This is a genomic window from Caminibacter sp. (genome assembly GCF_053999135.1).
This window is the reverse complement of record NZ_JBMXVQ010000070.1, coordinates 1-13,783: the sequence shown is the minus strand read 5'-3', so window position 1 is coordinate 13,783 and position 13,783 is coordinate 1. Positions and strand designations below refer to the sequence as shown.

Below are 13,783 nucleotides of genomic sequence, written 5' to 3'. Positions count from 1 at the left end.
ATTTTGTAATATCTCCGTCTTTTTGATATGTGGCGGAAGTCGCTCCACAGGTGCCGGCGTTTGAAATAGGCTCGGATGTATATACGAATTTTCTGTTTTCTCCTAATCCTTCGATACTTGCTTCAATCCCTTCTCCGTCTTGTAAGTTTATGGCATCCCCGTTTGAATTAAACAGTTCCCCTACGTCGTCCGCGCCGATAAAGCTGTTTCTTATGCTTTTAATTGAATCGCTATTTGTAGGGGTTCCGTTTAGTTTTGATAAGATATTTGTTAAAAGGTTGTTTGTAGAAGTTGAATCTACGCTTATCCTGTTTTGCGGGTCTGTTATTTGCCCGTCTCCGTTTAAGTAAACACTGTATTCGGATCTTCTGGTACTTATACTGTCATAATATTTTACCCCTGCACTGTCATGCGTTATGGCAAAATTAATCTCTTCAAGCAGTTCTTTTAAATTTTGAAAATTTTTATCGTGATCATTTGAACTTTTTCCGTATTTTAAGGTAATAGAATATGATTGATTTGCTATATTTTTAATATTTAATACCAATTTGTCATTATCAGGGTCTAATGAAATTTGTTTTCCTTCGGCATCGTATAATGAATTTATATCCTGCAGTAAATCAACGGTGGCTCTGGTAGGGGCTTTTTCCGTAATATGGTCTCCGCTGTTAAGATTTGCTTTAAGTTGTATTTTGCTTGTGGCTTGTGCCGGTGTAGTGAGTCCGGGAGGGATTTTTATCGGTTTTATAGGAGTGGTTGAGTCTATTTCATTGGTATCAGGATTAGACAACCATCCTTGAACGATATAACCGTTAGGGTCCACAAAATTTCCGTTTGCATCAAAGGTAAAATCTCCCGCTCTTGTATATTTATAGGTTTGTCCTCCGTCTTCACTGACTACAAAAAAACCGTCACCGCTTATTGCCATATCGGTGTTTTTATCAGTATTTTGAATACTTCCCTGTTTAAAGATCGTTTCTACTGCACTGACGGTTGTTCCAAGCCCCACTTGAAATGAATTTTTGCCTCCTAAGTTTCCTTGAGGGGCGGTTGGAGATTTGAGCGTTTGATATAACAAATCCTGAAAATTTGTTCTACTGTATTTAAATCCGACGGTATTGACGTTTGCAATGTTATTTGCTTCAACGTCCATAGCGACTTGATGGGCGTTAAGTCCGCTAACCCCGCTCCATAAACTTCTCATCATGGTTTTAACCTTTTTTTTGTATTTTCAAGCAATTTTTGTTCCTATCGTTTTAGATTTATTGCTTTTTGTATCATTTCATCACTGGTAGTTACGGTTTTTGCCGCCGCGCTAAATGCTTTTTGAGTAATAATAAGTTCTGTCATAGCCTGCGAGAGCTGAACGTTTGATTGTTCAAGCATTCCGCTTTTAATATATGCTATTTTTGTTGGATAAGATGAGTGACTAGTATTGTTTTGAGCAAAAAAATCTTGGTTTGTTATTAATTTTTCTCCTGAATTGGGACTTTCCATAAATAAATTATTTCCAAGAGAAGAGAGACCTTGAGAATTTTGAAAATGAAATATCGGTATTTTTCCAAGTACTGCTTCTTTTGAATTATTAAAATAAGCAAAAATAGTTCCGTTATTGTCGATGCTTAAACGTTCTAATTCTCCTTTAGGAAAACCGTCTTGAGAAAATATAGTGTTATAAAGAGAAGAGTTTTGCAGAGTTAAATCTAATTTTAAGGTCATACCGTTAAAAGTAATTGTATTAGGAGTGAATTTATTGTCTTTATAAATTAACTCTTGAGTGGTTAATGGTGTATCGTTTTCGTCTAATACGTTTAAAAAAAATTTGTCTTTGTCGTTTCTTAAAAAAGAAAAAGTTAAAGGGTGTTTGTCTCCTTTTTCGTCGTAGTAATAGCCGCTGAATTTTTGTTCGTTTAAATAAAGTTGATTGGTAGTATGTGTTGTTTTTGCGGTTAATGATTTTGGGAAAATAGAAGTAAAATCTTTTATCGTTTCCGTTGAAGGTTTCATAGTTAAAGTGATGTCTTTATCGGAATTATTTTGAAATTTAAAACCGCCGTTTTCAAATGTTATGTTTATATTGGTATCTATATTTTGTGCTAACTGATTTAAAATGGAAGTGAGTTCTTTGTTTGTGTGAAATTCGTTTTCTTTTGTAGGAGAGGAAGAGTAACTAATCCTTTCAACGGCAACATTTTTAAAAACGGAATCGTTTGATTGTATTATTAGTTTGTTATATCCGCATATTCTTATACCCTCATCAGTAATGGCATTTCTTACACCGTATTTATTAAGTTCGTCTGAAATGGCTTTTTTTACGTCATCTGGGGTTGTTGACGGGTCGGTAAATTCAAGGTTTATTTTATGTCCGTTAATGACTGAATCTATGATTAAAGGTGTGTTTATCTCTTTTAGTGTAATGTCGGTATATACTAAATTTTGATCAATTTTAAAATCTCCAAATCCCGCTATTATTTCATTTCCATCTTCTATATTTACAGGAATGTATTTGTCGTCTTTTTGGATATATTCAACACCTAATATTGCGTTTTCATCGCTTAAATAGGGATTTTGCATTTTATCAGTAAGCGTAGCCTGAAGGGATAAATTTTTTGATACTTTTGCAGGCGATTGTAAATTAGGGGGTAATTTTATTTTTGATAAATCACCTGTTAAAAGAGTATTGTCATCAAAATTTACCGAATTATTTTCGTTTATTATTAAATTTTCATCGACAATATTACTTTCTCCCTTATAAAGCATTACCCCCTGTAAATAATGACCGTTATCATCAACTAAATATCCTTCTTTGTCAATATCAAACTGTCCGTTTTTTGTATAAAAATCGTCAACTTTAAAAAAAGCGTCTCCCACTATAGCCATATCAAAAGGATTATCGCTTTCAACAATGCTCCCTTCTGAAAAATCTTTTGCCGTTGAAAACAGGGTGCTTCCAAGTCCAACGTCGGATGTTATGGGAGATGTTTTAAGTGTTTGGGAAAAAATGGTGGAAAATTCTGGAATATTTTTTTTAAACCCTACAGTATTAATATTTGCAATATTATTTCCCCATGTATCAATACCGTTTTGAAAGCTCATCATCCCGGTTATGCCGTTATAAAAGGATGTCGTCATAAGTATCCTTTATTTAATTTTGCCATTCGTAAATTTCTTTTATTTTGTTAAACGGATAATATTGGCTTCCAAGTTTCGCATAACTTTCTCCGTTTTCAAATTTTACAGATTCTATAGGATATGCTCCAAGTGCAGTTTTATGGGTAGAATTATCTGTAGAAGTATATTGTGCCGTTACTTCGTATGTATCATTTGCAACTCTTTCTCCGTTGTCATTTTTTAAATCCCATTCAAAACTTAAAACTCCTTTTTTATGAGCTTCAAGAGGGAAAGTTTTTATAATATTTCCGCTTTTATCTTTTATTTGAACGCTTCCACTTGAAATATCATTTCCAAAATATAGTTCAAAATCTGCTTTATCCATTTTATCAGTAACGTTAATATATCTTTCTTTAGTATCCGCCATTTTTCCTATAGCACTTATTACGCCAATTCTTTGGGAAGTATTTATGGTTTCAGAGAGATTATCAAGAGTCGTTTGCATATTTTGATTCATTTCCATTGTTGAAAGATAAGCTGTTTGTTCTAACATTTTATCGGTATCCATAGGGTCTGTCGGGTCTTGAAGTTCAAGTTCTTTTAAAAACAGCTGCATAAAAGCATCTTTATCAAGTTGTGATTTTGGGTTAAATACCATATCTTTTGAAGAAGCCGTAGGTGTTTTTGAGTCTATATTGCTTACTGTTGCCATAGCTTAGCCTTTTTTATAGACCAAGCAAATAGCGTTCCTTTTATGCATATTGATAAGGTATTTCTATAATTAGCTCCTCCTCATCCTGTTTTTTTAGTTTTTGATTTTGTCTATACTCTTTTTGATTTTGATTTTGCTGTTGGTTTGAATTAAAGCTCATATTTACATCACTGTATCCCATATTTACAAGGGCTGATTTTAATTCGTTTTGATTAATCTGAAAAAATTGCATTGTTTGATGTGATGAATTTATCTGAATTTGAAGTTTTTCCCCTCTGTGAATTAACGTTACTTCTACTTTTCCTAGCTCTTTAGGGTTTAATTCCATAGAAATTTTGCTAAGAGGAGGTTTATAATTTTCTATTGCTTCTTTAAGATTGTTTGCAAAATGTGTAAAGGTTTGTTTTGCTTTTATGACCTGCTGTTTTACCTGAACGGTTTTTTGTGTCGGAGTAAAATGATTAATATGGTTATTTGGCTCTTCTTTTTTTAAATTGTCGGAAATTTTATCTGATGGAGCGGTTTTTATATTTTCTTTTTTAATTTCTTTAGTAAGTAAGTCTTTTAAAGAAAACGAGTTTTGGGAGATAGTTTTATTTTCTATATTTTTTGTTTGTTTAAATTCCTCATGTTTTTTAATATTTTTAGAATGTGTTAATAAAATCTGTGATGGAATTTCTAATTTTGAAACGTTTAAATTATTTTTTGGTTTTTCTTTAATTTGAGAGAGAACTATTTTTTTTAAATTGAGCTCTTTTTTGTTGGCAAATTCTATTAGTTTTTCGATAGAGTCTGCGTTTTTAATTTCTTCGGTGTCTTTTTGGGAGAGATTTAATTTTTTTACGGTCTGTTTTTGAAGCAGAATCTCTTTTAAAATATTTAAAGCGTTTGAAGGTTTTGCGGTTGTTAAAGAGGTTTGATTTAAAGATTTTTGAATTGTTTTGAAAATTTGTTCTATAGAAAAAGAAAGTTGGATTTGAACGGTCTCTTCTTGCGTTAAATTTAATTTTTCTTTGTTTTGTATGATAATGTTTTTTAAATATTTTATTTGTTTGGGATTTTCAATAATATTTTTGGAATTTTTTAAAATATTTTCTAGTTTTTCGATAGAGTCTGCGTTTTCAATTTCTTTGATTTCTTTTTCGTTCAGATTGAGGCTTTTTACGGTCTGTTTTTGAAGAATCACTTCTTTTATTGTCCGGATGGGATTTTGTAAAACCTCTTTTTTATTTGAATTCTTAAAATGGTCGTCTGGGAGAATTTCGTTTAAAGCGTTTTGAATTAATTTTAAGATTTGTTTTAATGAAGAAGAATGTTGTATTTCTTTAATTTCTTTTTCTCTTAAATTTAATTTTTCTTTGTTTTGTATGATAATGTTTTTTAAATATTTTATTTGTTTGGGATTTTCAATAATATTTTTGGAATTTTTTAAAATATTTTCGAGTTTTTCAATAGAGTCTGCGTTTTCAATTTCTTTGATTTCTTTTTCGTTCAGATTGAGGCTTTTTACAGTCTGTTTTTGAAGCAGCACTTCTTTTATTGTCCGGATGGGATTTTGTAAAACCTCTTTTTTATTTGAATTCTTAAAATGGCCGTCTTGAAGAGAATTTAATATCTGAGGTAGAATTTCTTTTAATTCACTGTTTTCTTTTTGTATAAAATTTTTTTGTTTTTTTTCTTCGAAATTATTTAACTGAATTTGCTTTAAAACATCTTCTATTTTTGGAAGTTTAATGTTTTCTGTTTTAGCTTTTTCAAATAATTTAATAAGTTCTTCTTTAGATATATTAAACGTTTTTAAAAGCTGCGGGATTTCTTTTATAGGGGTTTCTTTTATTAAATTCAATATAAAGTTTTCTTGATTTTTTGTGAACTTTGGGTTTGTTTTTTGAGAATTTGGCTCAAAAAGAAGTTTTTCAAGCATTAAAAGCCTTTTTTGGTTTTAATAGCAAATTTTATTCCTTTTGGATATAATTGCAAAAATTTTTTAAAGGCAATTTATGAAAAACATTAGAAATATAGCGGTTATAGCTCACGTTGACCATGGTAAAACTACCTTAGTCGATGAACTTCTAAAACAATCAGGAACGCTTGACAGCAGAAAAGAACTAGGTGAGAGGGTTATGGATTCAAATGACCTTGAAAAAGAAAGAGGAATTACCATTCTTTCTAAAAATACGGCTATTAAGTGGAACGATTATAAAATTAATATTATTGATACCCCGGGACACAGTGATTTTGGTGGAGAAGTTGAGAGGGTGTTAAAAATGGTTGACGGGGTTTTACTTCTTGTTGATGCCCAAGAAGGGGTAATGCCCCAGACTAAATTCGTTGTAAAAAAAGCCCTTTCTCTTGGCTTAAAACCTATTTTGGTTGTAAATAAAATCGATAAACCCGCAGCCGAGCCCGACAGAGTAGTTGATGAGGTTTTCGATTTATTTGTAAGTATGGGGGCAAGTGAAGACCAGCTGGATTTTCCTATTATTTATGCGGCGGCTAAAAACGGAATAGCAAAATGGGAACTTGAAGACGATAATAAAGATATGACGCCGATTTTTGAAGCAATTACCAAATATATTCCCGCACCTACCGGAGATGAGGAAAAACCTCTTCAAATGCAGGTATTTACACTTGATTACGATAATTTCGTAGGTAGAATAGGAATTGCCAGAATTTTTAACGGGAAAGTGAAAAAAGGTGAAAACGTTACTCTTGTAAAAGCCGACGGAGAAAAAATTAACGGAAGAATTACTAAACTTATGGGATTTTTAGGACTTGACAGAATAGAAATAGACGAAGCAAAAGCAGGGGATATTGTAGCGGTTGCCGGATTTGAGGCTCTTGATGTCGGAGATACGATTGCCGATAAAGACAATCCCGTACAGCTTGACCCGCTTCATATAGAAGAACCTACAATCAGCGTAATTATGAGTGTAAACGACTCTCCTCTTGCGGGGACTGAAGGTAAAAACGTAACGGCCCCTAAGCTTAGAGACAGACTCTTTAAAGAGATGGAAACGAATATCGCTATGAAAATAGAAGAGTTAGGTGAGGGTAAATTTAAAGTAAGCGGAAGAGGAGAGCTTCAAATTGCAATATTGGCTGAAAATTTAAGAAGAGAAGATTTTGAATTTTCTTTATCAAGACCCGAAGTTATTATTAAAGAAGAAAACGGCGTAAAACTTGAGCCGTATGAATATGTAGTTGTTGACGTGCCTGATGAATATAGCGGGGCGGTAATTGAGAAACTAGGAACAAGGGGCGGAGTTATGAAAAATATGATGCCTCTAAGTGACGGGACTACAAGAATTGAATTTGAAATGCCGGCTCGCGGACTTATCGGATACAGAGGTGAATTTATGACCGATACAAAAGGTGAGGGAGTACTTAACAGTTCATTTTTAGAATTCCGTCCGGCTACAACCAAGCCTTATACGAGAAAGAACGGGGCTCTTATTTCCATGGAAAACGGAACGGCTACGGGATATGCTATTTTTAACCTTCAGGAAAGAGGTAAAATGTTTATAAAACCGGGGGATAAAGTTTATAACGGAATGATTGTGGGAGAACACAGCAGAAGCAACGACCTTGAAGTTAATCCTATAAGAGGTAAAAACCTTACAAACGTAAGGGCAAGCGGAAGCGACGAGGCTATTAAATTAGTACCTCCTGTTGAAATGACGCTTGAGAAGGCTCTTGAGTGGATAGAAGACGATGAGCTTGTAGAGGTTACTCCAAAATCTATCCGTGTTAGAAAAAAATATCTTGACCCTACTGAGAGAAAAAGAATGAGTAGGAAAAAAGATAAATAAAGACTTTTCTTCTCCTTTTTTCTTATAACTTTTTCTTATATCTTGCTTATAATTATTACTTATTTGTTAAAATTCTCTACAAAAAAGGAGCGGTATGAAAAAATTTTTGTTTTTAGCCGCTTTGTCGAGTATGGTTTTTGCAAAAACCGTTGATTTTGATTCGGTTTTAAAAGAGGCTTTAGAAAATAATTTGGAGTTAAAAGCCAAAAAATTGAATATCGACAAGGCAAAATCTCAGCTTGAAGAAGCCAAAGGTTATGACTGGGGTAAATTGATTTTTTCTGAAGAAGTCAGCAGGACAAATAACGCAATGTATGTTTTTGGTATGAAGCTTGGAAGCCGAGAAGCTACGTTTAGGGATTTTGGATTTGCTGATTTTTTAGCCAATATGCCTGGGCTTATGGCTGGGACCACATCTGGAGATAAAGTTTTATCTATTCAACCAAAAGATTTGGACCATCCCGGAAGCAGGACTAACTTTAATACAAAATTTGTATATGAAGTTCCGATTTTTACAGGATTTAAACTTAAATATGCTAAAGAGATGGCAAAGCTTCAAATTCTTGCAAATAAATTTAAATTTCAAAATGATAAAAACAAGTTGGCTATAGAAGTATTAAAAGCTTATAACGGTGCGGTTGCGGCAAAATATTTTATAGACGCTTTAAAAAAAGCAAAAGAAACCACTACTTCTTTTGTAAAAATGGTTAACGATTTTTATAATCAGGGAATGGCCACTACTACTGATTTGCTTGAGGCTAAAAAAAGAGACACTGAAGTTGACGCTATGATGATAGAGGCTAAAAACAAATATTCTTTAGCTCTTGCATATCTCAGATTTTTAAGCGATGATGAAGATATCAGCGATGTGGGTGAATTTAAAAATTTAATACCTAAAAATGCTTCTTTATACAAATTAAAAAAAATAGCCATAAAAAACAGAAGCGATTTAAAGTGGATGAAAAAAAACGTGGAAACTATGAAAGCGAAAATAAAATTTGAAAAATCAGCCAAATATCCTATGGTTGGGGCCCATTTGGAATATGGATGGAACGATAATAAACTCACTTTAAGCAGTAAAAAAGATTATTATCTTGCAGCTGCGGGTATGAATTGGAATATTTTTGATAAAAGTATAAATGCAAAGGTGCAGAAAAGCAAAATAGAAGCTATGCAGACTAATTATTATTATAAATATATGAAAAAAGGTATAGCTTTAGAAGTTGAACAGAAATATTTAAATTATAAAACAAAAAAAGCCGTGGTAAAAGAGAAACTGACCAGTAAAGAACTTGCTGAAGAAATTTTGAAAAAATATACGTTTATGTATAAACAGGGAATGATAACTATGCCTATTTTATTAATGAAAGAAGCGGAAGCGAGAAAAGCGAGAGCCGAACTTATAAAAGCGAAATACGATGAAGCGTTGGCTGCCGCAGAATTAAAAAAAGCACTTGGAGATTTAGTAAAGGAGAGTAAATGAAAAAAATATTGGCGTTTGGTCTTAGTGCAATAGCTTTATTTGCATTTGAATTTGGAGTTGCAAAAAAAGAGGTAATTGATATTAAAAAATCTTATGTTGCTAATGTATATTCTCCAAAACAGGTAATGGTTGCCACAAGGCTTATGGGATACGTAAAATCTATACCTGTAGAAGAAGGGGATGTAGTAAAAAAAGGCGATTTACTTTTTGAAGTTGACCCGGCTGATATATATTCTATGCTTAATCAGGCAAGAGGAGCGGTACTTCAGGCAAAAAGCGGTGTTTTAATGGCGGAAATGGCTTATGCGGATGCTAAAAGAGATTATGAAAGATTTAAAAACCTTTATGAAAACGGGGCGGTTAGCAAAAGAGATTTTGAAAAAATGAAACTTAATATGGACATAAGAAAAAAACAGGTGGATATGGCAAAAGGGATGTTAAAACAAGCAAAAGCGGCTCTTCAAAGGGCTAAGGCTCAATTAAAATACGCAAAAGTTAAATCTCCTATTGACGGTGTTGTTACTATGAAAATGAAAAAAGTGGCCGAAATGGCGCTTCCGGGATATCCTGTAGTCGTATTAAGCGATATTCATACTATTAAAGCCAAAAGTTTGGTAAAAGAGAGCGATATAGAAAAATTTAGACTTAATATGCCTGTGGATATTTATGTTCCCGCTTTGAAAAAACATTTTAACGCAGAAGTTTCTTCCATTGTTCCGGCGGGGGATGATTTTACTCATTCTTTTTTAATTAAATACTCTTTTAAAGAGCATCAAGGACTTCTTCCTGGAATGTATGCTAAAGCTAATATTGTGATAGATAAAACAGAAGCGGTTTTAGTGCCTTTTGCGGCTGTTACCACAAGAGGAGGAATAATGGGGGTATTTGTTGTAGAAGATAATAAAGCTAGATTCGTTCCTGTAAAAGAGATAGCTCAGATTAAAGACAATATAGCGGTTAAGGGGTTAAGAGGAGGTGAAAAAGTAATTCTTTATCCTCCTGCGAACTTAAAAGACGGACAAAGTTTATAGGAGTAATATATGGAAAGACTTGAAAAACTCAAAAAGCTGATTGAGGTTAAGAAAAAAGAGCTCGAACTTAAAAAAAGTTCCGGTTCTTTTGATATTAATGAAATAAAAAAACATGAAGAAGAATTAAAAGCTCTTGAGGAAGAATTAAAAAAATTAGAAAGCGAAATATCCGTTAAAGAACAAGAGCTTGAGAGAATAGAAGAAGAACTTCAACTAAACATTGCAGGTAAACTTGCCAGAATGTTTTTGAAAAATCCTCTAACACCTGTACTTGCAATTATGTTTATGCTTATGGGGATTGTTGCCGTATTATTTACTCCAAGAGAAGAAAATCCTCAAATAGACGTTCCTGCCGCAAATGTTATTGTAGTTTATCCAGGGGCCAGTTCAAAAGAAGTTCAAAACGTTATAGTAGACCCTCTTGAAAGAACGCTTAAAGCTATGACCGGTGTTAAACATGTTTACGGTATGGCTATGAACAGTGTTGGAGTGGTTACCGTTAGATTTAAAGTCGGTCAAAATAAAAATAAAAGTTATTTTAAAATTTATGACAGGGTTATGAGAAATATGGATAAACTTCCAAAAGGGGCTTGGCAGCCTCTTGTTAAACCTATAGATATTGACGAAGTACCGATAGTAACTCTTGCAATTTCAAGTAAAAAATATGACGATGCACAGCTTTATAGAATAGCCCAGCGACTGTTGTCTCCTTTGGCTGAAGTTAAAAACGTAAGTATAGTAGGAATTAAAGGAGGACATAAACGACAGTTTAATATTATTGTCGACCCTCAAAAACTTGCCGCTTATAACCTCTCTCTTGGACAAATCGCCAAAGCCCTTAAAGGCGGCAACGTGGATTATCCTTTAGGAGGTACAGAAAATAAAAAATATTCCATTCCTGTGGAATTTGACGGGTTTATTGATTCGGTTAAGGATGTTGAAAACTTAATAGTGGCAAATTATATGGGAAGACCTATTTATGTTAAAGATATAGCTAAAGTTGAAGACGGGGTTGATTTTCAAAATAAACATAAAACTTATTTTGAAGGCGGAAAAGCGTTTTATGAAGACCCTAAATTAAGCGGTAAAGAAATTAATAAATATCCGGTAGGTGAAAAATTAAATCAAGTTACCGTATTTATAGGGAAAAAGAGAGGTTCAAACGCTGTTTTTGTAGCCAATGATGTATTAAAAAAAGTTGAAGAGCTTAAAAAAGATTTACCTAAAGACGTTGATATTTATGTTACCAGAAATGACGGTCAAAAAGCAAATCATGCGGTTAATACGTTAATTGAGCATTTATTGATTTCTCTTGGTATTATCGTAATTCTTTTAATTGTAATGCTTGGATGGAGAGAGGCGTTAATCGTTGCTTTTACCGTACCTCTTATTCTTTCTATTACGTTATTTATAGGCATGCTTGCCGGACAGACTATTAACAGAATTACCCTGTTTGCCCTTATTCTGTCTCTTGGTTTATTGGTTGACAGTGCCATTATTGTTATTGAAAACATTCATAGACACTTTGAAATCGGGGATAAACCTAGAGAATATGCTGCGGTTTTTGCAACTAACGAAATAGGAAATCCTACAAATATAGCCACTCTTGCAATTATTTTAGCGTTTCTTCCAATGTTTTTTGTAACGGGGATGATGGGACCTTATATGGGACCTATTCCTTTTAACGTTCCAGTAGCGATGATTGCCTCTTTGTTTGTTGCTTATATATTTACACCATGGGCCGCGGTTAAGTTTTTACCTGAGCATAAGCATAAAAACCATGAACCGTTTGATATAAGAAAAACAAAAACATATAAAATTTTTCACTCTATTTTAGACCCTCTTTTAAATTCAACTTTTAAAAGAGTAGTGTTTTTTAGTGTCCTTTTATTGGCTCTTGCAGGTTCCATAGCGCTTCCTGTATTTAAAATAGTATTATTTAAAATGCTCCCAAGTGCCAATAAAAATACTTTTAATATTACTATTGATTTACCAAAAGGTAGCAGTATTGACGCTACTACGGAAGTTAGCAACTGTGTTGCCAATGTTTTAAGCAAAGAAGATGAAATAAAAGATTTTGAACAGTTTATAGGTATTAGCGGTGTTGTGGATTTTAACGGGCTTCTTAGAGGAAGCAGTATGAAACAGGGGGAAAACTACGGAGAGATTAGAGTTAACCTTTATCCTAAGGAAGAGGGCAGAATAGAAAGTTCTATTGATATGGTAAGCAGGTTAAGACCTATAATTCAATCAAAATGCAGTATGCACAACGCCAATATCAAACTTGTAGAAGACCCTCCGGGACCTCCTGTAATAGCGACACTTCTTATGCAGGTATTTGGAGGAGACGAAGAGGGAAGGCTAAAACTTGCGAATTATATAGAGGAGATTTACAAAAAAACTCCAAAAGTTGTAGATATAGATATTATGAGGGATAGACAGATTATTAAATATAAAATTATTCCGGATAAAGAAAAAGCCGCTTTACTTGGAATTTCTACTGAACAAATTGCAAAAATTCTTGGAATGGGACTTAAAGGGGCTGTTGTAAGTGTTGCCCATATTCCTAGTGAAAAAGAGCAGGTGGGAATTTTTGTGAGATTTGAAAAACAGGCTAGAGACAGTATAGAAGCTCTTGATAAGATTAAACTTATGTCAATGACGACTCATAGACTTGTGCCTTTAAAAGAGGTTGTAAAAGTCGTACCTGCGGCATATGACGGAATGATTACTTCAAAAGATTTAAGAGAAATGGTAATGGTAACCGGTGAAATGGATAAAAGGGGAAGTATTTACGCCCTTTTGGATATATTTAGCAAACTTAAAGACAATACAATACCGGGGTATAAAATTACATATGACGGAAATCCTAGACTTAATCTTAAAGCTGTTGATTTAAAAACAGGTCAAACATATGATTTAATCTGGGGCGGAGAATGGGAACTTACATTTGACGTATTCAGGGATTTAGGAGGTGCGTTTATAGTTGCGATTATTTTAATTTATCTGTTAATGGTTGCTTATTATAAAAATTTCAGGGTTCCGAGAATTGTGCTTGCGGCGGTTCCTTTAACGTTTATAGGAGTTCTTCCAGGACATGCTCTAATGAACTGGATTACTCTTGCTTTATTTAATTCAAAGACATATTTCACTTCTACAAGTATGATAGGGTTTATTGCTCTTGCCGGTATTGTTGTTAGAAATTCACTTTTACTTATAGACTTTACCGATGATTTATTAAAACAGGGAAGAAGTATAAACGACGCCATAATAGAAGCTGCCGCTACAAGGTTCAGACCTATTATTTTAACGGCTTTTGCTATTATTTTGGCATCGTCGGTCATCGTTTTGGACCCTGTATGGCAGGGGCTGGCTGTAGCGCTTATTTTCGGGGTTCTTGCTTCTACTCTTCTTTCGGTTGTAGTTGTGCCTATTTTATATTGGAGATATTTAATTTCCAAACATCAAAAAGAGCAGCATATTAAGTACGGTTTAGAAGAAATTTAATTCCTCTTTTTTTCTTTTTTGCTATAATTTAAATCAAAAAAGGTACAATTTGCCAAGTCTTAAAAACCAAATGAGATTCACCATTTTATTAAGCGCTTTGGGGCTTATAGTGGTATTAAGTATTTTA

The 13,783-nt window shown here is 33.4% G+C and carries 8 protein-coding genes; 4 read left to right on the top strand and 4 right to left on the bottom strand.

Going from position 1 to position 13,783, the window contains the following annotated elements:
* The 4 genes from ACXJH6_RS05460 to fliK form a co-directional block, all read right to left on the bottom strand.
* Positions 1-1,207, bottom strand: a 1,207-nt coding sequence (locus ACXJH6_RS05460) for a flagellar hook-basal body complex protein (RefSeq protein ID WP_456470748.1), incomplete at its 3' end; no start/stop codon positions are given.
* A 41-nt stretch (positions 1,208-1,248) separates the two neighbouring features.
* Positions 1,249-3,132 (bottom strand): flagellar hook-basal body complex protein, encoded by a 1,884-nt coding sequence (locus ACXJH6_RS05455; protein ID WP_456470747.1) that lies wholly within the window; start codon positions 3,130-3,132, stop codon positions 1,249-1,251.
* 13 nt (positions 3,133-3,145) lie between these two features.
* Positions 3,146-3,823 carry a FlgD immunoglobulin-like domain containing protein gene (locus ACXJH6_RS05450; RefSeq protein WP_456470746.1) on the bottom strand — a complete coding sequence of 226 codons (678 nt, stop codon included), beginning with the start codon at positions 3,821-3,823 and terminating at the stop codon, positions 3,146-3,148.
* Positions 3,824-3,863: 40 nt separating this feature from the next.
* On the bottom strand, positions 3,864-5,747 hold the full coding sequence (gene fliK, locus ACXJH6_RS05445) for a flagellar hook-length control protein FliK (RefSeq protein ID WP_456470745.1): 1,884 nt from the start codon (positions 5,745-5,747) through the stop codon (positions 3,864-3,866).
* A 76-nt stretch (positions 5,748-5,823) separates the two neighbouring features.
* On the opposite strand from fliK, the gene typA reads away from it, so the two are divergent.
* From typA to ACXJH6_RS05425, 4 genes are all read left to right on the top strand, one after another.
* Entirely contained in the window at positions 5,824-7,635 is a 1,812-nt protein-coding gene (typA, locus tag ACXJH6_RS05440; protein ID WP_456470744.1) for a translational GTPase TypA, read from the top strand.
* Between the two features lie 94 nt (positions 7,636-7,729).
* The gene (locus ACXJH6_RS05435) at positions 7,730-9,118 is read left to right on the top strand and encodes a TolC family protein (protein WP_456470743.1); all 1,389 of its coding nucleotides are present in this window, start codon (positions 7,730-7,732) and stop codon (positions 9,116-9,118) included.
* Positions 9,115-10,149, top strand: a complete 1,035-nt coding sequence (locus tag ACXJH6_RS05430; RefSeq protein WP_456470742.1) for an efflux RND transporter periplasmic adaptor subunit — start codon at positions 9,115-9,117, stop codon at positions 10,147-10,149. The genes ACXJH6_RS05435 and ACXJH6_RS05430 overlap by 4 nt, the downstream gene beginning before the upstream one ends.
* A gap of 9 nt (positions 10,150-10,158) precedes the next feature.
* A complete protein-coding gene (locus tag ACXJH6_RS05425) occupies positions 10,159-13,656 on the top strand; it encodes an efflux RND transporter permease subunit (RefSeq protein WP_456470741.1) in 3,498 nt (1,165 codons plus the stop codon).
* Positions 13,657-13,783 lie beyond the last annotated feature (127 nt).